Below are 23,692 nucleotides of genomic sequence, written 5' to 3' on the forward strand. Positions count from 1 at the left end.
TCGCGAAGGCGTCGTATCAGTCAACCCAATTGTTTCTGATACACCGAATTCGCGAGCAGGCTCGCTCCCACAGGGGTTATGTGTGTAGTCAGGAAGGGATGGTCAGGCCGCGAATGACCGCTGGGCGGGCGACGAATCGCTCCAGCACACGGGTAACGTTCGGGAAGTTGCTGATGCCCACCAGATCACCGGCCTCATAAAACCCGATCAAATTACGTACCCACGGAAACGTGGCGATATCGGCGATGGTGTAACGCTCGCCCATGATCCAGTCACGGCCCTCGAGCCGGCCGTCGAGCACCTTGAGCAGGCGTTTGCTTTCGTCGACATAACGATCGCGCGGGCGCTTGTCCTCGTAATCCTTGCCGGCAAACTTGTTGAAGAAGCCGAGCTGACCGAACATCGGACCGATGCCGCCCATCTGGAACATCAGCCACTGAATGGTTTCGTAACGCAGCGCGCCTTCCTGCGCGAGCAACTGGCCGCTTTTGTCGGCCAGATAAATCAGGATCGCACCGGACTCGAACAACGGCAGCGGCTGGTCTCCGGGGCCGTGTGGGTCGAGGATCGCCGGGATCTTGTTGTTCGGGTTCAGCGACAGAAACTCGGCAGACAACTGATCCTGGGTATCGAAAGCAACCTTGTGTGGCTCATACGGCAGGCCGATTTCTTCGAGCATGATCGAGACTTTGACGCCGTTGGGCGTCGGCAGGGAATAGAGCTGAATCCAGTCAGGGTACTGCGCCGGCCACTTCTGGGTGATCGGGAACGCGGACAGATCGGTCATGGGAAGCATCCAGTCACAAATTAAAGTCCTGAGCATAATCCAGGATCACACGCTCTAGCGCGGGTTCTTTTTGCCAGCGTCGTTGCACCTACTTAAATCCGCAACATCCTGTCGTTAACCTGCCACCAGGCCGCTTAACGTTGCCGTTAGAGTGCTGCGCACTCGGGCGATCGAACCAATGGCCCTCAGGGGACTCTGAGCTATGCCTTTGTTGCAGAGGAAGCCGTTAACGACAGGGAAAACACCCGGTGCTGGGAGCCCGTGGTGTAAAGGTTTGTCAGCCTTAATTGAATCAGCTGAAGAACTTTCTATTTCATGACGAACCTTATGCGATTCGCCAAACGCTTCAAACACCGTGCGTATGTGGCCCTGCCTTCCCTGCTGGCCGTCAGTGCGCTGTTCCTGTCGCTTGAGTCCAGTGAAAGCCGCGCGCAACCGGCGGACGGCACCCAGACGCTGGTGTTCCTGCGCCACGCGGAAAAACCCGAGGGCGGTCTCGGCCAGCTCAACTGTCAGGGCCTGAACCGCGCCATCGACCTGTCGACGCTGCTGCCGGAAAAATTCGGCAAGGCCGATTACGTGTTCGCCGCCAACCCGACGCGCAATGTCGAGGAAGGTGAGCTGGACAACTCCTACAGCTACATCCGTCCGTTGATGACCATCAGCCCCGCCGCGATCAAGCTCGGCCTGCCGGTGAACATCGAATTCTCGGCCAACGACACCAGCGATCTGGCCCGCGAACTGCTGGAAGACAAGTATCACAACTCGACGATTTACACCGCGTGGTCCCACGGCTATCTGCCGGAGCTGATCAACAAGGTGGCGGGCAAAGCGCTCGGCGAAAAACAGAACATCACCGAGGACTGGGCGGGCAACGATTTTGACTCGCTGTATGTACTGACCCTGACCTGGCACAACGGCAAGGCCAGTCTGCAGAGCCACAGCTACAAGCAGGGGCTGGATCATGGCAAGGAAACCTGCCCGACCTGAGTTTTGTGGGGCCTGACCCGGCCTCTTCGCGAGCAGGCTCGCTCCCACATTGGATTTGCGTGAAATACAAATCCCCTGTGGGAGCGAGCCTGCTCGCGAAGAGGCCAGCCGCTACAGCCTCAATCTTTCTGGCTGGCCCGCTCACGCAGATACTCAAGCACCGCCCCACGCTCCCCGGCAAACTCGATCCGCCCGCCCTTCTTCTCGCGCTGAAACACATACATCGGGTCGTAATACTCACGCAGCAACCCTTCGATCCAGCCGCGATGCAAGTCCACCGCCCCGCTTCGCCCCTGCTCGATCAACGCCTCTTCCATCAACAACAGCATCCGCCTATGACGCTCGCCTCCGAGGCGCTTTTGCACATTGTTGAGGCTTTCCAGCAGGCGCTCCGAGAACAAGGTAAAACCCTCCTCCCCGTGCACGGCCACGAACTCCGCCGATAGATCCACCACATAATCCCGCAGAATCCGCTCGACGCGATCGTCAAAACTGTCTTCCAGCCAGACCATCGGGTACTGCTGCATGCCCTGATACAACGGCAGCGGTAAGGCGCAACTGCCCACCACCCGGCTCTCGTCCTCCAGCACAAACTGCGCGATACCCGCGTCGCGTTTCTTGAGGATGTCGATGGCCAGACGGTTTTCAAAATCGATGTTCGACGGCTGCCCGGTGGCGCGCTTGCCGAAGCTTGAGCCGCGATGGTTGGCGTGACCTTCAAGGTCCAGGCCATTTTGCAGTTGCACCAGCACTTCAGTCTTGCCAGTACCGGTCATGCCGCCGAGCAGGACGAAATCACATTGCGCGATGGCCTGCTCAAGGGTGTCGATAAGGAAGTTGCGCATCGCCTTGTAACCACCGCCGATACGCGGATAGTCGATCCCGGCTTCGTCACGCAGCCATTGCTGGGTGATCTGCGAGCGCAGGCCGCCACGAAAACAATACAGATAACCCTCAGGATGGGCGCGGGCAAAATCGGCCCAGGCCTGGATACGCTCGGATTTCAGCGCTCCCGAGACCAATTGATGACCCAACTCGATGGCGGCCTGCTGCCCGTGCTGTTTGTAGCAGGTGCCGATCTTCTGCCGTTCGACGTCGTTCATCAGCGGCAGGTTGATCACACCGGGGAACGCACCCTTGTGAAACTCGACCGGCGCGCGGGCATCCATCAGCGGCCGGTCGTTGAGAAAAATATCACGGTAGTCAGTGCAGTCGCGGAGCATCAAATCACCTCGACTGCGTTCGTCTGTCGCTCAACCAGTTCGCCGATTGGCGCCAGGTTCAGGCCCAGTTCGGCCGCAACGGCGAGGAATTCTTCGTTGCCTTCAGGCGTCACGGCGATTAGCAGACCACCGCTGGTTTGCGGATCGCAGAGCACGCGTTTATGCAGCTCCTGCACGCGGCCGACCTTGCTCGCATAGCTGTCGAAATTACGCAGCGTACCGCCGGGCACACAACCCTGATCGAGGTAATACTCGACGCTGTCCAGACGCGGTACGCGGTCATAAGCGATGCGTGCAGTGAGCTGGCTGCCATCGGCCATTTCCACCAGATGCCCGAGCAGACCAAAACCGGTGACGTCGGTCATCGCCGTAACGCCGGCGAGTTTGCCGAAGCGGCTGCCGGGTTTGTTCAGGGTGCACATCCAGTCGCGAGCCACGCCAACGTCGGCGGCGCGCAATTTGCCTTTTTTCTCGGCGGTGGTGAGGATGCCGATGCCCAGCGGTTTGGTCAGGTACAGCAGGCAACCGGCGGTCGCGGTGTCGTTGCGCTTCATGTGGCGCTTTTCCACCAGACCGGTGACGGCGAGGCCGAAGATCGGCTCCGGCGCATCGATCGAATGCCCACCCGCCAGCGCAATGCCCGCCGCGTCGCAAACGGCACGGCCGCCACGAATCACTTCACGCGCCACTTCCGGCGCCAGCACATTGACCGGCCAGCCGAGAATCGCGATGGCCATCAATGGATCACCGCCCATCGCATAGATATCGCTGATCGCGTTGGTCGCGGCGATGCGGCCGAAGTCGAACGGGTCGTCGACGATCGGCATGAAAAAGTCCGTGGTCGAGACCACACCGCGCTCAGCATCGATCTCGTACACCGCCGCGTCATCGCGCGAGGCATTGCCGACCCACAGTTTCGGATCAAGGTTCTGCGCGCCGCTACCGGCCAGAATCACTTCCAGCACCTGCGGGGAAATCTTGCAGCCGCAACCGGCGCCGTGGCTGTATTGGGTCAGACGAATCGGCTCGCTCATGGGGGAGTCTCAGGCTGTTGATGGGGGCGATTCTAGCAGAGCGCGGACGGCCGGACCGAAAGCCAACAGTTATCCGATCGTTCCCACGCTCCGCGTGGGAATGCAGCCCGGGACGCTCCGCGTCCCTTACGGAGCCGGAACGCGGAGCGTCCCTAGAGGCATTCCCACGCAGAGCGTGGGAACGAGCAGCTTGAGGCAAGGCAAAAAAAACCGCCCTTGCGGGCGGCTAAAAGTGCTTCGACCCTAAATCAGAAGCCCAGGCTGAAGCTGATGGTCATCGCATGGTCGTTGCTGTCGTTCGACAGTTGCCCCGAGTAGCCGACGCCGAGTTTGCCGGTCGGGCTGATCTGGAAGTCGACCCCCGCTTCAACAATCGCGCTGTCCTTGGCAATCGGCACACCCTGGGTGCTGAACGAGGCGCCGCCGTCGATGAAGGTCAGATCAGCATCAGGCTTGGTGTCGCCGAAGGCATGGCGCCAGCCGATGGCCGCGCGCGGGGTGAATTGCCCGCCGTTGGCCAAGGTGATGACTTTGCCGGCGCGCACACCGAGGGTCGAGAAGGTGATGTCTTGATCGGCATCCGCCTCCAGGCGCCCTACTCCGCCTTTCTCCTTGGCCTTGTCGGTGTCGTAGTTGACGTAGGCGAGCCCTGCGAACGGCTCAAGGGCAATGCCGCCGGCGTCAATCGTGTAACCGACTTCACCGAACACCTGGGCGCTGCGCGCATCGTAATTGGCTTTCAAGCGATCGTTGTAGCTGCCGACGCTGACGTTGCGTTTGGTCTCGATGTCGTGCCAGCTGTAAGCCGCGCCGAGGCGCACGGCCAGGGCATCGAACTGCGAGTTGAGGTACGCCGCCAGGTGGTAGCTTTCAACGGTGGCATCCGAGCGACGATCATGCGCGTCGAGGTCGCTGCGGGTGTAACCGGCGGCCATGCCCACGCGCCACTGGTCATCGAGTTGCTTGTCGGTGCCGAGCATGAAGCCGCTGAGGTTACGGTCGAGTTTCGCCGCGTTGCTGTCGCCATCCGACTCACCCCAGGCACCGAGTGCCCGCGCCCAGCCAACCATTTCGCCGTGGCAACCGTTGCTGCTCAGTTGGTTGCCACTTGGCGCCAAGGCACGGCGTGGATCATCCGCGGCGCTGCATGACGGTTGGCGCATGCGATCGTTGACAGCGTCACGCACATAGCGCGAATCCTCGAGGATGGCGCTGGCGGTGCTGGCGTGGATCTCACCGGACAGGCTGTCGTAGGCATTACGCGCACCGGCAACACTGAGGTTGACGATCTCGTTCTGCAACGCCGCGCCCGCCGGGCCGTTGTTCGACAGCGCGGTGGCGGTGCGGAACTGGTTGCCAGTGGCGGCGACATCGGCGAAGGAATTGCCGTTGCGGCTGACCACCAGGTTCACCGCATTAGCGTCATACACCAGTGCGCTGTTGAGGAACGCGTATTGCGGCAGGTCTGCGGCGCTGAAGGTGCCGTTCACGCCACCGCCCGCCGTGATCAGCGAGTACGTGGTGTTGCCGGTGAACGGTGCCAGCGAGTTCACTTGCAAGGCGCCGCCCAGCGTTGCGCTGCCGCCGATTGCCAGTGGCGTCGCGGTTGGCGAACTGACCGTCAGCGCCAGCACACCGTCGCTAGCGTTGGTCAGGTTACCGGCCACGCTCAGGGTGCCTGCTTCGGAGCCCGAGGCGACAACGCCATGGTTGACCACCGAACCGACACTGCCATTACCGCTCAGGCCGGCTCCGTTGGCCACGGTGACTTGCCCACCCAACGAAGCCCGCGCCGCACGGCTGCCGACTTGCAGCACGCCTTGATCGACCGCGACCGTGCCGCTGAACGGATTATCACCGGTCAACAGCAAGGTGCCGGTGCCGCGTTTGAGCATCGCGCCAAGTCCGCGCAGCGATCCGTTGAACTGACCATTGAAGTTCTGCAAGAAGAGCAGCGATGCGTTGTTAAGGATATTGCCCTGCAGGCTGGTGGTGTTACCGACCAGCGTACCGCCGCTGACCGTGGTGCCACCGCTGTAGGTGTTGGCGCCGCTCAATACCAGCGTGCCGGAATCAAGCTTCTCGATGCCGCCCGTGCCCACCAGCGGCGCGGAGATTTCCGCACTCGCGCCGGCGTTGACGCGCACCGGTGCAAGGCTGCCGTCCGTGCCGTTGACCGGGGTCAGCGTACCGCCAGCCCCCGGAACCAGGCTGTAGCCGCCGGAGAGGAATTGCAGGCCGGTGAAGTTCTGATTGCCCTGCACGGTAACCGTACCTGCCTGACCGCCGAACACCGCGAACTGACCATTTGCAGCCAGGGCCTGAGTACCGCTCGGATCGGTCCAGTTGGTGCCCGGCCCCCACACGCCGCTGCCACCACCGATGCTGCCGTCCGGATTGGTGGTGCCACCGTTCCAGAACTGCACCTCACCCGGCGTGCCTTGCACCAGCAGGTTGATCTGATTGGCAATCGCGGTTTGCAGGGTCAGATTGGCCGCCGAAACCGGCAGGCTGCCGTATACCAGACCGTTGTCGGTCAGGCTGCCGCCGTAGCTGAACAGTTGATAGACGCCGGTGCCGAAACCGCCGGCATTGCTGATGTTCAGCGTACCGTCGAGGGTCAGGTTGCCGGCGACATTGACCACCGTGGTCGAACTGGCCGCCGAGCCGAGACTGAAATCCAGATTGGTTCCCGAGGACAGTGCCAGCGAACCGACTGACAATGGCGTAGCCGTAGCGCCACCCAGCAGCGTCGCGCCGCTGGCCAGTTGCACGGCACCCCCAAACTGGCCACCGCCGCCGATGCCCGCACCGCTGGCAACGTCGACATTGGCGCTGTTGAGCACGCCGTTGACGATCAGGTTGCCCGCCTGCACCGAGGTGTTGCCGGTGAAGGTATTGTTGCCGGCCAGCAGCAGATCACCCGTGCCGGTTTTGTTCAGCGTACCGGCGCCAGTGAGATTGCCGGTGTAGCTGCCATCGGCGTTTTGCTCGAAGGTCAGGGTCGCGTTGTTGACGATCGCGCCTTGCAGGCTGCTGGTGTCACCGCGCGTCGTGCCGCCGTTCAGCGTGGTGCCACCGCTGTAGGTATTGGCACCACTGAGGACGAGATCACCGCTACCATTTTTCAGCAGACTGCCGGTTCCAGTCACAGCACCGATCAGCGTGGTGTTCTGGTTGCCGGCGAGGGTCAGTTGCGCGCCAAGGTTGATGGCGTTGGCCAGTTGCAGCGCCGAGGTGCTGTCGAGCGTGCCGTTGCCGGTCACGTTGAGCGCAGCGCTGCTGAGGGCACTGTTGTTGCCGAGGATCAGCGTACCGCCGGCGAGTTGAGTACCACCGGTGTAAGTGTTGCTGCCGTTTAGGGTCAGGCTCGAAGCGCCGGCCTTGATCAGGCTACCGCTGCCGCTGACCACGCCGCCGAGGGTCAAGGCATTAGAGCCAGCGACATTCAAGCCACCGTTGAGCACAACATCGTTGCCCAGACTGACGGCCGCGTTGCTGTCCAGCGCTGTGCCGTCAGCAGCAGTCAACAGGCCAGTGCCGAGCGCCGCGTCGTTACCGACCACGATCTTGCCGCCGTTCAGCGCCGTGCCACCGGTGTAGCCGTTGGCCGCGTTGAGCACCAGCGTACCGCTGTCGTATTTGCCCAGCGTGCCGCTGCCGTTGAGCGCGACACCGATGGTTGCCGTGGCATTCGGGTCAACCCGCACCGTGGCATTGCCCAGCGAACCATTGACCAGATTCAGCGAGCCCGCCGTGCCGCTCACCAGGCTGTAGCCGTCGGTGACGAACTGCAGACCGGTGATGGTTTGCGCGCCGTTGACGGTCACTGTGCCGGCCGCGCCCTGGAACACTGCGAAACTGTTGGCCCAGGCCTGATTGGTGGTGCCGTTGACGTCGGTCCAGTTGGTGGTGCCGGTGCCCCAGGTGCCGCTGCCGCCTTCGACCGAACCGTTGGCCACCAGTTGGTTGCCGTCCCAGAACTGCACGGTGACGCCCGGTGCGCTGACCAGCAGGTTGATCTGATTGGCCAGCGCGGTTTGCAGGGTCAGATCGCCCGGGCTGACGCTGCCCGGCAGTGTGCCGAAGAGCATGCCGTTGTCGGTCAGGCCGCCGGTGTAGTCGATCAGGCGATAGACGCCGCTGCCAAAACCACCGATGTCGCTGACATTGAGGGTGCCGTCGAGGGTCAGGTTGCCGCCGACATTGACCAGCGCATTGCCGCCACCGGACACCGGTGTGCCGAGGCCGACGTCGAAGTTTGAGTTGCCGTTGAACAGCAGCGAACTGACGCTCAGCGTACTGCCGGTGACGCCCGCCAGATGACCGCCATCGGCCACCGTCACGGCACCGCTCAAGGTGCCGCTGCCACCGAGAGTGCCGCCGCTGTTGACCAGCACATTGCCGCTGCCCAGTGAGCCGTTGACCTGCAAGGTGCCGGCGTTGACGTTGGTGTCGCCAGTGAGGTCGCTGATGCCGCTGAGGGTCAGGGTGCCGCTGCCGAGTTTGCTCAGGCTGCCGTCACCGCTGAGGATGCCGGCGAAGGTGCTGCTGACGTTATTGCCGCCGAGGCTCAACGTATTGCCCGTGCCGATCAGCGCCGTGCCGCTGCCGGTGAGGCTGGCGAGGCTGCCCGAAGCACCGAGATTGAGCGCCGCGCCGCCCGCGAGATTGACCGTGGCGTTGTTGCCCAGCGCCGCGCCACTCAGCGTGGTCAGGCTGCCGGACGCCACATCGAAGGTGCCGCTGAAGGTATTGCTGCCGCTCAGGGTCACGTCGGCCAGACCGTTCTTGGTCAACGTGCCGGCGCCGGCAATGATGCCGCCGAGGGTCAGGTTGTTGTTACCGGCCAGGGCCAGATTGGCATTGACGTTGAGGTTGTTGGCCAGCACCAGCGGCGCGGTGTTGTCGAGGGTCGAAGCGCCGGCCACGGTCAGTGCGCTGCTGCCCAGAGACGCGCCCGTACCAAGGGTCAGCGTGCCGGCATTCAGCGTGGTACCGCCGGTGAAGGTGTTGATGCCGTTGAGTGTCAGGTTCGACGCGCCGTCCTTGATCAATCCACCCGCGCCGCTGACCACACCTGCGAGGGTCAGGTTGTTGCTGCCGGTGTTGCTCAGATTGGCGTTGAGCACGACGTTGTTGCCCAGGCTCAGCGCACTGTTGCTGTCCAGCGCCGAGGCGCCGGCTACGGTGAGATTGCCCAGACCCAGTGCCGAGTTGCTGCCAGCGGTCAGGGTGCCGGCGTTCAGGGTGATGCCGCCGAGGAAGTTGTTGTTGCCGCTGAGGGTCAGGTTGGCGGCGCCGTTTTTGCTCAGACTGCCAGCGCCGTTGACCGTACCGGCCAGGGTCAGATCCGCCGTGCCGCCGATGCCGAGATTGCCGGCCAGGTTGACCGCGTTGTTAACCGACACCGCCGTGCTCGCATCCAGCGTGGTGCCGCCCGCCGCGTTCAACGTTCCGGAGCCGAGTGCCGAGTTCGACGCCAGAATCAGTCCGCCGGCGTTCAAGGCTACCGGGCCAAGGAAGGCGTTGTTGCCGCCGAGGGTCAGGTTCGCCGTGCCGGTTTTGATCAGGCCACCAGTGCCGCCAATCACGCCGTTGAGGGTCAGTGCATTGCTGCCAACCACAGTCAGATTGCCGTTGAGTGTCGCCGCGTTGGCCAGTGTCACCGCCGCGTTGCTGTCCAGTTGCGTACCGGCATTCGCCGTCAACGTGCCAGTGCCGAGCGCGGTGTTACTGCCGACGATAATCTTACCGCCGTCCAGTTGCGTGCCGCCGGTATAGGTGTTGGCACCACCGAGCATCAGGGTGCCGGCGTCGAGTTTATTGAGGATGCCGCTGCCATCGATATTGGCATTGATGGTCGCCGTCACGCCCGGATCGACGCGCAACGAAGTGGTGCCGCCGGTGCCATTGACCGCTGTGAGTTGTCCCGCTGCACCGTTGACCACGTTGTAGCCGTCGGTGAGGAACTGCATGCCAGTGAACGCCTGCGTGCCGTTCACCGTCACCGTGCCGGCGGTGCCCTGGAACACCGCGAAATCGCCGGCCCACGGCTGATTGACCAAACCGTTGGCATCGGTCCAGTTGGTGCCGACCGCATTCCACGTGCCGCTGCCGCCATCGACCACACCGTTGGCGATGGTCTGGCTGCCGTCCCAGTAACGGATGTTGCTGTTCGGCGCGGAGACTTGAATGTTGATCTGATTGGCGACGCCGGTTTGCACCAGCAGATCGCCGAGGCCGTAGCCGACCGGCACGCTGGCCACGTCCAGACCGAGGTTGGTCAGGGCACCGGTGTAGTTGAACAGGCGATACACACCAACGCCAAAACCGCCGGCATCGGTGACGTTGAGATTGCCGTCGAGGGTGAGGTTGCCACCGACATTCATCAGCGAAGTGGTCGACGGCGTGCCCAACGCCACATCGACATTGCTGCCGGCAGCGAGGGTCAGCGCACCGGCGGACAGTTGGTTGCCCGACGACAACGCCAGATGCCCGCCGCTGTTGACGTTGACGCTACCAAGCGCCGAACCGGTGCCGGTGAGGGTACCGCCGGTGTTGACGTTGACCTGTGCGCTGCCCAGCGAACCGCTGAGATCGACAATGCCGCCATCGATCGCGGTGTTGCCGGTGATGCCGTTGATCCCGGTGAGGTTCAAGGTGCCGGTGCCGACTTTGACCAGGCCGCCGCTGCCGCTGAGATCGCCGTCAAAGGTGCTGGTGACGTTGCCGCCGCCGACGGTCAGGGTGTTGCTGCCGGTCAGTTGCACACTGCCGCTGCCGGTCAGCGCGCCGAGGCTGGCGTCGCTGCCCAGATTCAGCCCGGCGCCGGCGCTGATGTTGACCCCGGAAGTGCTGCCCAGCGCATTGGTGTTGAGCGTGGTGACGCTACCGGACACGATATTCAGCGCACCGGTAAAGGTGTTGCTGCCAGCGAGGGTCAGGTCCGACAAACCGTTTTTGGTCAGGCTGCCGGCACCGTCAATGATGCCGTTCAAGCTCAAATCGTTGTTGCCGGCGATAGTCAGTCCGGCATTCAGCGTAATCGCGTTGCCGATGCCGAACGAAGCGCTGTTATCCAGCGTTGCCGCGCCGCCGACGACCAATGCACCGCTGCCCAGACCGTTGGCATTGCCCAATGTCAGCGTACCGGCGTTGAGCGTGGTGCCGCCGCTGAAGGTGTTGTTGCCATTGAGGGTGAGATTGGCCGCGCCGTCCTTGATCAACTGGCCAGTGCCGCTGGTGACGCCGCCGAGGGTGAGGTTCTGCGTGCCGCCAACGCTCAGTGCGGCATTCAGGGCGACGGCGTTGTTGAGGCTGACCAGCGGCGAATTACTGTCGAGTGTCGCCGCGCCGGCAACGGTCAATGCACCGGAACCGAGCGCCAAACTGTTGCCGACGGTCAGGGTGCCGGCGTTCAGCGTGGTGCCGCCGAGGTAGTTGTTGGCGGCGTTGAGAATCAGATTGGCCGCGCCGTCTTTCACCAGGCCGCCAGCACCGCTGACCAGACCGGTCAGGGTCATATTGGCGGTGCCGCCGATGTTCAAGGCACCGGCGAGTCCCACGGCATTATTCAGGCTGACCGCCGTGTTGGCGTCCAGCGTGGTGTTGGCGGCCGCGTTCAACGTGCCGGAGCCCAGCGCGGTGTTGCTGCCGACGGTCAGTTTGCCGGTGTTCAACGCCGTGTTGCCAAAATAAGTGTTGGCGCCGTTGAGGGTCAGGTCGGCAGCGCCGTTCTTGGTCAGTCCACCGATACCGGCGAGTACGCCGCCCAAGGTCAGCGCATTGCTGCCGCCCAAGGTCAGGGTGCCGCCGAGGTTGACGTTATTGGCCAGCGTTGCCGCAGTGCTGGCATCCAGGGTGGTGCCGTTCGAGGCGTTCAGTGTGCCGGTGCCGAGGGCCGTGCTGGAGCCGACCACCAGCGAACCGGCATTCAGCGCCGTGGTGCCGGTGTAGGTGTTATTGCCGTTGAGGGTCAGGCTCGATGCGCCGGTCTTGATCAAACCATTGCTGCCACTGATCACGCCGCCAAGGGTCAATGCGTTGGCGCCGCCGGCGGTGAGGTTGGCGTTGAGAATCACATTGTTGTTCAGGGTCACGGCGGAGCTGCTGTTGAGTGTGCCCGCACCTTCCACCGACAACCCGCCGGTGCCCAGTGCTGCGCCGTTGCCGACCGTCAGGCTGCCGGCATTCAGCGTGGTGCCGCCGCTGTAGGTGTTGACGCCGCTGAGCGTGAGATTGGCGGCGCCGTTTTTGACCAGTTGGCTGGCGCCGCTGATTACCCCGCCGAGGGTCAGCGCGTTGCTGCCGCCAATGCCCAGGCTGTTGTTGAGAATGACCGCGTTGTTGAGTGTCACAGCGGCATTGCTGTCCAGAGTGGCCACGCCGCCGACGGTGATGTTGCCGCTGCCGAGCGCCGCGTTGGCGCCCGCGGTGATCGTGCCCGCGTTCAACGCGACCGCACCGAGGAAGGTGTTGGTGCCGTTGAGAATCAGGTTGGCCGCGCCGTTTTTGGTCAGCCCGCCGCTGCCGCTGACAATCCCGCCCAAGGTCAGGTTGGCGCTGCCGCCGACGTTGAGGTTGCCACCCAGGGAGACCGCGTTAGCCAACGCCACTGCCGTGCTGGCGTCGAGGGTAGTGCCCGCCGCCGTGGTCAACGCGCCAGTGCCCAGCGCGGTGTTGGAACCGACAATCAGCGTGCCGGCATTCAGCGCGGTGCCGCCAGAAAAGGTGTTGTTACCACTGAGACTCAGGTTCGCCGTGCCGTTCTTGATCAGGTTGCCGGCGCCGCTGACGACGCCACTCAGGCCCAATGCCTGCGTGCCGCCAAGGGTCAGATCGCCTGCCAACGCGACGGCGTTGGCCAGGGTCACCGCCGTGGTCGCATCCAGTGTGGTGCCCGCCGCCGCATTCAGCGCGCCAGTACCCAGCGCGGTGTTGCTGCCGACCAACAGGCTGCCGGCATTGAGCAGCGTGTTGCCACTGTTGCTGTTGTTGCCGGTCAACGTCAGGCTGGCACTGCCGGATTTGGTGATGGCGCCGGTGCCGGACAACACGCCACCGAGGGTCAGCGCATTGCTGCCGAGCACGTTGAGCGCGCCGGTCATCGCGATGTTGTTGGCCAGGGTGACGTTGGCGGTGCTGTCGAGACTGGTACCGGTGGCCGTGTTCAGCGCGCCGCTACCCAGCGAGTTGTTGTTGGTCACCAGCAGGCTGCCGGCGCTGAGGGTGGTGGTGCCGGTGAAACCGGTATTGGCACCGCTGACGGTCAGGCTGCCGCTGCCGGTTTTGGTCAGGCCGCTGCTGCCGCTGATCAAGCCGCCGAGGGTCAGCGCACCAGTACCGCCGGCCGTCAAGGTGCCGCCGAGGCTGATGGCGTTGGCCAGGCTGATCGTGCCCGGCGCGCTCAGGGTCGTCGCGCCGGTGACGTTGAGCGCGCCGGTACTGAACGCCTGATTGTTACCCAACTGCACGGTGCCGCCATTGAGCGTGGTGTTGCCCAGATAGGTGTTGGCGGCGCTGAGGTTTAGCTGGCCGGTACCGGCCTTGGTGAAACCGCCGCTGCCGGAAATCACCCCGCTCAGGGTGGTCGCATTGCTGCCTTGCACGGTGACGCCGCCGGCACCGAGGGAGATCAGATTGCTGATGTTCAACCCGGCATTGCTGGCCTGCAGAGTCCCGCCGTTGGAGGTGATTACGCCGCTGCCGAAGGTGGCGTTGTTGTTGAAATTCGCGATACCGCCGTTGAGCGTGGTCGCGCCACTGACCAGTGGCCCCTGCAAGGTCCAGGTGCCGCTGTTGAGGGTCAGGTTGTTGAAGTTGATGTAGGTGGCGCTCGATGCCGTGCCAGTCCCGGTGATACCGCCGCCGACGCCAGCCGGGTTTTGCAGGATCAGGCTGTTGGTGCCGCCCGCCCCGCCATCCACCGTACCGGTCGGGGCGAAGGTCAGGTTGATGCCGATCAATCCGCCTAGGCCGACGCTGATCTGTACACCGTCACCGACGTTGACGCTGGAGCCGGTCACCGCAGTGAAGGTGTTGGTGCTCGCCGCGCCCATCGACACACCGCCGGTAATCGCACCGGCGTTGGTGAAGGTGTTGCCCGCCGCCGAGGTTTCGAAGGCGATCCGGCCGTTGATCACACCGGTGCTACTGTTGGTCATGTTGACCTGCGAACCACCGTAGACGCCGACTACCGGAGTGTCGGCCAAGGTGATGCCGCCGATCGAGAGTCCTGTCGAGGTGATGGTGCCGTTGTTGGTGATGCTGGTGGTGCCGGTTGCCGCGTTGTTAACCGAAAGGGCCAGGCCGTCGATGCTGGTCAGGTTGAGCCCGAGCAGCATGCCCGTACCACGGATGATCCCGCTGGCGTTATTGAGCACACTGACCGTGCTCGTTGCACCGGTGCCGATGAACGCGCCGCCGCTCAACACCGAGACCAGGCCAAGCAACGCCGGGTCAATCGTGCCGGAGTTGTTCAGGGAGATGTTCACCCCGGTCAGGTCCATCACATGGCCGCCGAGGGTCGCATTCATCTGCGCCCCACTGTTGACGTTGACCGTCAGGCCACTGGTGGCACTGGAGAAATTGTTGAGAAACAGCGGCAGGCTCGGCACGCCGGTACAGGTCACCGTTGAACCCGCCGTGGAGCACGTGGCCAGCGCAGGTGCGCTGACGCCGCCAAACAACAGCCCGGCGACGCTCAGGTGCACAGCAAGGGATAGAGGGGAAAAACGCGAAACGAGGGCGACACCAAACCTTGCTTCCACGGGCTACTCCTTGTCGTGGCCAATTTCTTCCTTGAGGGCGCGCAGAGCCGTGCTTATTCCACACGCGAATCAAGACTGCGACGGTCATCACAAAACCGTTGATTGGGGACAAAGCTAGTAGACGCCCGGCAATGGGGCACGGATTAAATGGTGTTAATACTTTAATACTAGAGGGGTCTGGAATCAGCGTTTCAGCCCGTATCCATGGGTCTTCGGCCTGTCGCAGAACCTGTAGGAGTGAGCCTGCTCGCGATGGCGGTGTGTCAGTCAGCCCACGTTTTATTGATAAACCGCTATCGCGAGCAGGCGAAGGCCTACAGGGGTTTCGCGGTGAGCAGGCATACCTGATCAATCCGTCAGTTAAATTTGCGAATTCATCGATATTTCATGACATTGAGAAAACTGGTACGCCTTGTGCAAACGTTTGCGTAACGTCAATACCAACGTTTTCGTAACAAAACCGTACAAGCCCACGGAACACGGGCCTTGATCTGCAAAAAAGGACTTTGAATGCCCATCCCATGCCCTTTTCGCGCACCGTTTGCGCGCACGCTCGCTGTTTCCCTGCTACTGACCGGCGTTACCGGACTTCTCAGCCACAGCGTTCTGGCGCAACCGGCGCCAGTCGAAGAATCCGCCCAGGGCGAAGCCCTCAGCCCGGAGGCCAGTCCGCCGAAAAAAGGCGCCTACCTGTCGGACTGGTACAACCAGGACTTGATGTTGATTGGCAGCAAGGACATCAGCTTCGGCCCGCAACCGGCCGACGACATCTATCTGGAATACGAGTACTTCGGCCGTAAAGGCCCGTTCGAACTGTACGGCTACGTCGACATCCCGAAGATCTTCAATATCGGCAACAGCCACGACAAAGGCGTGTGGGATCACGGCTCGCCGGTGTTCATGGAGCACGAACCACGCATCTCCATCGACTACCTTGCCGGCCGCAGCCTGGCCATCGGCCCGTTCAAGGAATGGTATGTAGCCTTTGACTGGATCTACGACCATGGCAGCCGCAAAGAGAATCGCGCCAACACCCTCTACAGTGGTTTCGGCACCGACATCGACACCCATTCGCGGGTCAATCTGTCGGCCAACCTCTACGGTCGCTATCAGTGGGAAAACTATGGCGCCAGCAACGAATATTCCTGGGACGGCTATCGCGCGCAACTGAAGTACATCGTGCCGATCGACAAATTCAGCAACGGCGCCTCGCTGACCTACATCGGTTTCACCAACTTCGATTTCGGCTCGGACATCCACAAGGACAACCCGGCGCGCACGGCCAACGCAACAGTGGCGACCAACGTCTTGCTCTACTCGTTCACCCACTTGCGCTTCACCCTGGTCGGCCGTTATTTCCACAACGGCGGCAACTGGGAGGACGGCAGCGAGCTGAATTTTGGCGACGGCAATTTCCGTGCGCGTTCCAACGGCTGGGGTTACTACGCCGGCGTCGGTTATCAGTTCTGAATCAAGGAGTTTTCCATGCAAGCAATGATGCGTTTGACCCTGGCCGGCGCGGCCCTGCTCTCTTCCACCGCGTGGGCCGCCGAGGCGCCGATTCAACCGAAAGTCATGCTGATCACCATGTTCGCCCCCGAGGCGCAACACTGGATCGATCGCCTGGAGCTGAAGCAGGAAATCCGCGTGCCGGGCCTGTCCGCCGAGTACCCGAACATCCGCTGCAACGCGCAGCAGGTGTGCCTGCTGACCACCGGTATGGGCCAGACCAACGCCGCCGCTTCGACATTGGCGTTGGCGCTGTCGCCGAAATTCGACCTGCGCAAAAGCTACTTCCTGATCGCCGGCATTGCCGGGATCAGCCCGAAACACGGGACCATCGGCACCGCTGCATGGGCGCACTATCTGGTGGAGTTCGGCACGCAATGGGAGATCGATTCGCGCGATGCGCCGTCGAGCTGGCCGACCGGGTATCTGGGCATCAACACCAAAGGCCCGAACGAAAAACCGCCGCTGGACTACAAGACCGAAGTCTTTGAACTCAACCCGAAATTGCAGGCCAAGGCCTTCGCCCTGAGCCACAAGGTCGAGCTCAGCGAGAGCAAGGAATCGGCAGCATGGCGCCTTAAATATCCGTCAGCCCCGGCCAATCAACCACCGGTGGTGACGCGCTGCGACACACTGGCCGGCAACACCTGGTTTTCCGGCACGCGCCTGAGCGAACGGGCTGAGGTCTGGACCAAGTTGCTCACCGACAACAAGGGCGAATACTGCACGACGCAGCAGGAAGACAACTCGACCTATGAGGCCTTGCTGCGTGCCAGTCGCGAAGGTCTGGTCGACGTGCAACGCCTCGCCGTGGTGCGTGCAGGCTCCGACTTTGACCGTCCTGAGCCGGGCGGCAGTGAAGTGGATAACCTGCTCAAGTACGCCGATCAGGGCGGCTTTGTGCCGGCGCTGGAGAATCTTTATCGCGCGGGTAATCCTCTGGTGCAGGACATCCTGAAAAACTGGTCGGCATGGGAAAACGGCGTCCCGCAATCCTGAGCTACACACAGTAAAAATGTGGGAGCGAGCCTGCTCGCGAAGAGTTTGTGTCAGTCGATCAAGATGTTGGCTGACAGACCGCTTTCGCGAGCAGGCTCGCTCCCACAGGTTTTTTTGGGGTATGTCAGGGAATTAGGATGACCTTGTCACCGCGGCCCTGATTCACATCCGTATAACGCTGTAGTCCCTCGGCCAACGGCGCCTCGACCAACCCTTGCGGCAACGGCAACAACCCTTCATCAAAGAACCGCCCGAACTGCTCGAGCATCGCCGCACACGCTTCTACGCCATACAACAACGAATTGATCCCGACCACCGAACCGCCCTTGCGATACAGCGCCAGTGCCGGCAGTTGCACATGCCCGTCCACCGGCGCGGCGATGATTGCGATCCGGCCGAAGGTAGCCAATGCCGCCACCGACGCCGGCAACCAGAAACCGGTGGTGTCGAAGATCACATCGGCGCCGCCGCGATATACCGCGTTGACCTGCGCGCCGAGGTCTTCGGGCTTATCCAGCTGGATCGTCTGATAACCCTGAGCCTGCAAATCCGCCACCTGCTCCGGGCGCCGCGCCGCCGCCAGCAACTGCGCGCCACGCACTTTCGCCAGCGCCAAAGCAGCGGTGGCCACCGCCCCGCCGCCGATCACCAGCAAACGCGTTTTGGCCGCTACCAGACTGCGTTCCAGCGCATCCCACGCTGTGGTGTAAGGCACGCCGAGGCTGGCCGCCTGGGTGAAACTCAGGTGCGAGGGTTTGTGTGCGACGCCATTGGCCGGCAGTTTGACGAACTCGGCGTGCGAGCCATCGGCGAAAAAGCCGAGCTCACGGCCAGTGCCCCAGACTGCCTGACCGATCAACGCTTGCGGGCCTTCGACGACGACACCGGCGAAATCGCGACCGGGAATCCGTGGCAGCGTGGTGTAGGGGAAGCGGCCGAGGACGTTTTTCACATCGCTGGGATTCAGCCCGGCAGCCTTGATCTGCACCAGCACTTCGTCAGCGCCGGGTACCGGGGTCGGCACCTCGACGTAACGCAGGGTAGACAGGTCGCCGGTTTTATCGAATTGCAGTGCTTTCATGAGGACATCCACCGAAGGAAAAGAGGAAATTCAGGACAACCAACCGGCGACCAATTGCCGGCCCATCGGCCACAACTGTTCACCGGCCAACATGCCGAGCAAACCGACCAGCGCGATGGCCGGTGGCGCCGGAGAACGGAAGTCCAGCGCGCCGTAGAGCAGGCCGACGCCGAGACCGATGGCCAGCGAAATCAGGTAGTTCATGGGGGTAACTCCGCCGTTTGAAGGGAATGGACAGAGTTTAGGGAACCGGCCGGGATGGCATCGGCCAAGGACTTCTGAATTTCGGACAAACCTCTGCAGCCAACACAAACCCTTGTAGGAGTGAGCCTGCTCGCGATAGCAGTCTGTCAGTCACAGATGCATCAACAGACACACCGCTATCGCGAGCAGGCGAAGGCCTACAGGTCTTAGGCCAGTCTGATCATCCGCTGTGAGTCATGAATTGTGAGGGGGCGACCCCCAATTCGCGGCGAAACATGTCGCTGAAACTACTGGGTGAATAGCCGAGCTCCCGGGCAATCACACTCACCGCCACGCCCTGAATCAGTTCCGCCACCGCCGTCGCCAGTTGCACCTGCCGCCGCCACTCGGCGAAGCCCATGCCGAGGCTGTCCTTGAACAACCGCGCCAACGTGCGCACGCTGGCTCCGGCATTTTGCGCATGCTGTTCGAAAGCAATCTCCAGCGACGGCGCCGCCATCACCGCCTGACACAGATTCATCAAGCGCCGGTCGGAGTCGTCCGGCATCGGGATCTTCAGCTGCGAACGCCTTGCGCGTTTCAGCTCCAGCAAGGCCAACCCGACCAGTGCCTCGTAATACGCCGGATCACCACTGTCGCCCTGCTCCACCAGCCCGACAATCAACTCGCGCAACAAACCGCCGACCTCGATCACCTGCACCGTCTGATCCAGTGTCGCCGACAACGCCGGGCGCAGGTAGATATTGCGCATCTGCAGATCCGACACCACCCGAATCCCGTGCGGCACGCCCGGCGGCAACCACACCGCCCGCTGCGGCGGCACCACCAGTGCTTCGTGCGGCGTCTCGACCCACATCACCCCGCTCATCGCATACAGCAACTGCCCCCAGACATGCTCATGCGGCTCGATAAACAAGCCGCGCGGATAGGTCCGCGCCACACGTTGCACGGGCACATCGGTATCACTGAGATCGGGCGGTGCTGCAAGGGCCATGGCGAGCATTCATTGGGGTTGGCGAAAGCCCCATGGTAACCAGTGCGCCACGGCGTCGCCAACGATAGAGACCGTCGGACAATCCGAGTGAATTTTCCCGGTGCGCCGCGATCCCTCTATTACCACAGGGAGGAATACGGGCTTTATGAACAACGCAAAACTCTATGTCATCGACTACACCCTTCACGGCACGCCCAAGTCGTTCATTATCCGCTCGGACAAGATGGACAACGCCGAGGCGTGGCACTGGGCAAGCTGCGACGCCGGGGTCGGCCGCATCCCGCGTTTTGGCCGTGAGAAGGTGCAGAAGACCAGCAAACCGATGGCGGAAAAATTCGGCGTGGAAAACGTCGTGTGGCGACCGACCAGCTAAGCTCTGCCTGGCGATCGGCATCATTCGGGGGAATGCACCATGAGCAACATCAGCAGCCCGGCGCATCTGGACTACGGCCTCGATACGCTGTTCGGGCGGATCACCAAAAGCGTGGACTGCCGCGTTGGGCTGGAGGCGGTCGAAGATGATCCGTTTTGCTTTGCCCTGCGAGTGCCGGCACCGCTGCCGGAAGATCTCGACCAGGCGAAAACCGTGGTGGTCAGGGTTGAGGGCCGACGGCTGCAGGGCACGGTGCGGCATACCGAGCGGCTGGAGGATGAAAGCCTGAAACTGGAAGTGGAGCCTGATTAGGCTCCACTTTTTTTATGCGTCGCTCTTCATCCGTGGGCGCATTTACAGCCCTTGGTTGAACACTCTTCGCCACTTTTGTGGTGGTGGGCGCAGGCCTCGCAGCAATAGTGTTTGCCGTGGACGGCGTAGGCATGATCGCCTTCTTTGATGGTGCACTTGCAGTTGGGACAATCGCATTTTCTATCGGGCATGGGACAGACTCCTTGGGTGGGGGTTGTCTGGGGCTTGAGGGGCGAGCCGTGATAATCAGTGTAGAAGCTGTCGGAGATTTGGGGGGTTGGGGGATTTGGGGGTTTGGGGGCATATCCGTTGCTGCGGTAACGGCTGCTTAGGGTTCCGCCCTTACGGCGGGTCACTTTTTCCAGACGCCGAAAAAGTAACCAAAAAGGCTTGCCCCGGCGTACGGCACTTCGCTGAGGCTCAGTGTTCCCTCGCTACGGTGTCCATCCGGGGGCATCGCCTACGGTTTGCTTCGCTGCACCTCCTCTCGATGTGTGCAGCTTCGCCGCACGGCGCTGCGCGCCTAACCCCCGGATGAACACCTACGCTCGGCCTGCCGAAGGGGCAAAAGATCAAAAGCCGAAGCAAGATCAAGAGCCATATCAAGAGCCCCTCACCCTAGCCCTCTCCCGGAGGGAGAGGGGACTGACCGCGTGGACTGGAAGAGAAACGCCGACTTGGGATACCGAGGCAAACTCAGATTCTGAAAGGCCCACCATCGGCTCCCTCTCCAGATCAAGAGCCCCTCACCCTAGCCCTCTCCCGGAGGGAGAGGGGACTGATCGAGGTGTTTGGTAGAGGTACGCCGACGTGCAATACCGCGTTGAACTCAGGCTTTGAAAACCACACATATCGGCCCCCTCTCCCTCCGGGAGAGGGCTGGGGTGAGGGGAAAATCCACCACAAATCCAAAGCCGACCAAGCTGTGCTCCTCACCACTCAACAGGATGAGCGTTAGCTCGGCTGCGGCTTTTGATCTGTAGGGCGACGTCGGAAGGCTGAGTGGAGGGATTGATCCGGGCGTGGGAGCGTAGCGACCGTTTGGCGCAGCCAAACACAGCGAGAGGAGGTGCAGCGAAGCAAACCGTAGGCGCTGCGCCCGGATCGATCCCGCAGCGAAGGAACCCCGAGCCCCAGCGAGCGGGCCGCACGTAGGAGCAAGCCTTTTTGGTTACTTTTTCGGCGTCTGGAAAAAGTGACCCGCCGTAAGGGCGGAACCCTAATCAGAAACACCCGAAGCAACGGATATGCCCCCAATCCAAATCACTCAGCAGCACGCGAACTCCTATACATAAACACCAAAGCCCCCCCCAAACACACCATCGCCAAAATCCGCGAACCAGACAGCTCAATCGCCGGATTCCCCAACCAGCCAAAATTATCAATCAACATCCCCATCCCCAACTGCCCGACAATCACCGCCACCGTCGCCACAGCCGTCCCAACCACCGGCACCGCCCCGACCATCACCATCATGTACACCACGCCAAACAACGCCCCGGTCAACTGCCACTTCGGCACATCCAACAGGCTCACCGCATGGGCCGGCTCAAAAAACAAAATCAACAACCCCGTCGTCACGGCGCCCACAACAAACGTCAACAAACTACTGCGCAACACCCCGACCGACTCGCCCAGACGCCCATTGATCGCCGCCTGCACACTCAACACCGCACCGGCCAACACCACCACCGCCAACAAAATAATCAGACTCATCACTCACCCCCGCGCAATCAAAACCAAAGCCACCACAATCAACCCCAACGCCAGCCAGCGCTCAGCGTTGACCTTCTTGCGCGTCGCGCCGAACCAGCCGAAATGGTCAATCAACACACTCTTGCCCACCTGACCCGACAGAATCGCGATCATGGTCATGGCAATACCGATATGCGGCGTCGCCAACGTCAGCACCACCACATACATCGGCCCGAGAAAACCACCGATCAACTGCCAACGCGGCAGATCAGTCAGGGCCGGGCCTTTTTGCGGGCCAGCGAACAACAGCAGCAAAAACAGAATCGCCGAGCCGACCCCGAAGATGCTCAAGGTCGCCCACAGATGTCCGACCTGCACGCCCAACGGCCCGAGCAACCCCGCCTCCACCGACAAGCCCATGCCCGCGAGAATCACCAGCGGCAGCAACAACAAGCGCAATCCGGATTTCGTCGCCGGCGCGCTAACGCTCACCTCATCCAACGTCTGCATAAACAACCTTCCACTCAAGTAAACGATGGCGCGGATTATCGGCTGGTCAAGCTGTGCGATAAATGGGAGCATCCGGACAACACTTTTGCGCAACTCGCACAGCAGGACAAAACGATGCACGGGCTCAACGAACTCGGATTCAAGGCACTCAGGCTGTTTGTCGCCGTGCTCGATCACGGTAGTTTTTCCGAAGTCGCCCGCCGCGAAGGCGTGGCGCCCTCCTCGATCTCCCGGCAGATCCAGTTGATGGAGCACGCGTTGAACCAGCAATTGCTCTACCGCCACACCCGCGCCGTCACGCCGACCGAAGCCGGGCGCATGCTCGGTCATCATGCGCGGCTGGTACTGGTGCAACTGGAAGAAGCCGAACAAGCGTTGCAAGAACAGCAAAGCGAACCCACCGGCCTGGTGCGCATCAACGCCCCGGTAGTATTCGGCCAGCGCCATCTGACGCCGTGGCTGGGCAAGTTATGTGCGCGTTATCCGAAGCTGCAACTGGATATCCAGCAGACCGACCATTACGTCGACCCGTTGCAGGAAGGCGCCGACCTGTTGTTCCGCATCGGCCCGTTGCACGATTCGAGCATGCAGGCACGGATCCTGGCGCCGCACCGCTTTCAGGTCGCGGCCAGCCCGGCGTATCTAAAGCGCCACGGTACACCGCAGAAACCCGAAGATCTGGCGCAACACCAATGCCTGGCCTACAAAGGCGCGACCGGCCAGCAGCGCTGGTTTTTCCGTCGTGATGGTGAGGAATGGACGCCGTACTCGGTAAAAGGCCCGATCACTGGCAACCACGCCGACACGCTTACCCAAGCCGCCGAGCAGGGGTTGGGCCTGGTGATGTTTCCGTCGTGGCTGATTGGCGAAGCGGTGCGCGACGGCACGCTGGTGCCGGTGCTGGGGGAGTATCAGGTGTCGAACAGCCTTGAGCCGCAGCAGATTGCGGTGTTGTGGCCGGGGAGCCGGAGGTTGTCGGTGAAGGTGCGGACGGTGATTGATTTCTTTGTCGAATGCTTTGGTGAAGTGCCCTACTGGGATCGACCTTGAGTCTTTGAAGATCAAAAGCCCCTCACCCTAGCCCTCCCGAAACGTCGGACCGCCCGTAGGGAGAGGGGACTGACCGAGGTGTCTCGGGTCATCCATCGACCGGAAAGATTCTGTCGATTATGGATTCGGTAAAGCTGTTTCAGGTCGGCGTAGTTCCAA

At 62.1% G+C, this 23,692-nt stretch carries 16 protein-coding genes; 6 read left to right on the top strand and 10 right to left on the bottom strand.

Going from position 1 to position 23,692, the window contains the following annotated elements:
* Positions 1-88: 88 nt before the first annotated feature.
* Positions 89-787 carry a glutathione binding-like protein gene (locus AC5SEM_RS15580; protein WP_495470745.1) on the bottom strand — a complete coding sequence of 233 codons (699 nt, stop codon included), beginning with the start codon at positions 785-787 and terminating at the stop codon, positions 89-91.
* A gap of 315 nt (positions 788-1,102) precedes the next feature.
* Between AC5SEM_RS15580 and AC5SEM_RS15585 the strand changes: the two genes are divergently transcribed.
* A complete protein-coding gene (locus AC5SEM_RS15585; RefSeq protein ID WP_077573608.1) occupies positions 1,103-1,777 on the top strand; it encodes a histidine phosphatase family protein in 675 nt (224 codons plus the stop codon).
* Positions 1,778-1,896: 119 nt separating this feature from the next.
* Here AC5SEM_RS15585 and mnmH read toward each other — a convergent pair whose 3' ends face one another.
* The 3 genes from mnmH to AC5SEM_RS15600 all read right to left on the bottom strand — a co-directional run bounded on the left by mnmH (position 1,897) and on the right by AC5SEM_RS15600 (position 14,806).
* Positions 1,897-3,000, bottom strand: coding sequence for a tRNA 2-selenouridine(34) synthase MnmH (gene mnmH / locus AC5SEM_RS15590; protein ID WP_495470746.1), 1,104 nt, complete (start codon positions 2,998-3,000; stop codon positions 1,897-1,899).
* The gene (gene selD, locus AC5SEM_RS15595; RefSeq protein WP_212621473.1) at positions 3,000-4,034 is read right to left on the bottom strand and encodes a selenide, water dikinase SelD; all 1,035 of its coding nucleotides are present in this window, start codon (positions 4,032-4,034) and stop codon (positions 3,000-3,002) included. The genes mnmH and selD overlap by 1 nt, the downstream gene beginning before the upstream one ends.
* A gap of 248 nt (positions 4,035-4,282) precedes the next feature.
* The gene (locus AC5SEM_RS15600; RefSeq protein ID WP_495470747.1) at positions 4,283-14,806 is read right to left on the bottom strand and encodes an autotransporter-associated beta strand repeat-containing protein; all 10,524 of its coding nucleotides are present in this window, start codon (positions 14,804-14,806) and stop codon (positions 4,283-4,285) included.
* 510 nt (positions 14,807-15,316) lie between these two features.
* Here AC5SEM_RS15600 and AC5SEM_RS15605 point away from each other — a divergent pair.
* Both AC5SEM_RS15605 and AC5SEM_RS15610 read left to right on the top strand, forming a co-directional pair.
* A complete protein-coding gene (locus tag AC5SEM_RS15605) occupies positions 15,317-16,276 on the top strand; it encodes a nucleoside-specific channel-forming protein Tsx (RefSeq protein ID WP_495470748.1) in 960 nt (319 codons plus the stop codon).
* A 15-nt stretch (positions 16,277-16,291) separates the two neighbouring features.
* Positions 16,292-17,314 carry a purine-nucleoside phosphorylase gene (locus tag AC5SEM_RS15610; protein WP_495470749.1) on the top strand — a complete coding sequence of 341 codons (1,023 nt, stop codon included), beginning with the start codon at positions 16,292-16,294 and terminating at the stop codon, positions 17,312-17,314.
* Positions 17,315-17,438: 124 nt separating this feature from the next.
* Here the strand turns inward: AC5SEM_RS15610 and AC5SEM_RS15615 are convergent, their stop codons facing one another.
* From AC5SEM_RS15615 to AC5SEM_RS15625, 3 genes are all read right to left on the bottom strand, one after another.
* Positions 17,439-18,395 (bottom strand): quinone oxidoreductase family protein, encoded by a 957-nt coding sequence (locus tag AC5SEM_RS15615; protein WP_495470750.1) that lies wholly within the window; start codon positions 18,393-18,395, stop codon positions 17,439-17,441.
* Between the two features lie 30 nt (positions 18,396-18,425).
* Positions 18,426-18,599 (bottom strand): DUF1427 family protein, encoded by a 174-nt coding sequence (locus AC5SEM_RS15620; protein ID WP_007969534.1) that lies wholly within the window; start codon positions 18,597-18,599, stop codon positions 18,426-18,428.
* Between the two features lie 220 nt (positions 18,600-18,819).
* Positions 18,820-19,602 carry an AraC family transcriptional regulator gene (locus tag AC5SEM_RS15625; protein WP_495470751.1) on the bottom strand — a complete coding sequence of 261 codons (783 nt, stop codon included), beginning with the start codon at positions 19,600-19,602 and terminating at the stop codon, positions 18,820-18,822.
* 136 nt (positions 19,603-19,738) lie between these two features.
* On the opposite strand from AC5SEM_RS15625, the gene AC5SEM_RS15630 reads away from it, so the two are divergent.
* Positions 19,739-19,966: a DUF6555 family protein gene (locus AC5SEM_RS15630; RefSeq protein ID WP_034154602.1), complete on the top strand. Its 228-nt coding sequence runs from the start codon at positions 19,739-19,741 to the stop codon at positions 19,964-19,966.
* A gap of 39 nt (positions 19,967-20,005) precedes the next feature.
* Positions 20,006-20,278 (top strand): hypothetical protein, encoded by a 273-nt coding sequence (locus AC5SEM_RS15635; protein WP_077573616.1) that lies wholly within the window; start codon positions 20,006-20,008, stop codon positions 20,276-20,278.
* 26 nt (positions 20,279-20,304) lie between these two features.
* Here the strand turns inward: AC5SEM_RS15635 and AC5SEM_RS15640 are convergent, their stop codons facing one another.
* The 3 genes from AC5SEM_RS15640 to AC5SEM_RS15650 form a co-directional block, all read right to left on the bottom strand.
* Complete coding sequence (locus AC5SEM_RS15640) at positions 20,305-20,469, bottom strand: metallothionein (RefSeq protein ID WP_077573617.1); 165 nt, start codon at positions 20,467-20,469, stop codon at positions 20,305-20,307.
* Positions 20,470-21,541: 1,072 nt separating this feature from the next.
* The gene (locus tag AC5SEM_RS15645) at positions 21,542-21,994 is read right to left on the bottom strand and encodes a DMT family transporter (protein WP_495470752.1); all 453 of its coding nucleotides are present in this window, start codon (positions 21,992-21,994) and stop codon (positions 21,542-21,544) included.
* 3 nt (positions 21,995-21,997) lie between these two features.
* A complete protein-coding gene (locus AC5SEM_RS15650; protein WP_016987941.1) occupies positions 21,998-22,483 on the bottom strand; it encodes a DMT family transporter in 486 nt (161 codons plus the stop codon).
* A 114-nt stretch (positions 22,484-22,597) separates the two neighbouring features.
* Between AC5SEM_RS15650 and AC5SEM_RS15655 the strand changes: the two genes are divergently transcribed.
* Entirely contained in the window at positions 22,598-23,533 is a 936-nt protein-coding gene (locus AC5SEM_RS15655; protein WP_495470753.1) for a LysR family transcriptional regulator, read from the top strand.
* The last annotated feature ends 159 nt before the right edge of the window (positions 23,534-23,692 follow it).

Source organism: Pseudomonas sp. CH61, from assembly GCF_059429415.1.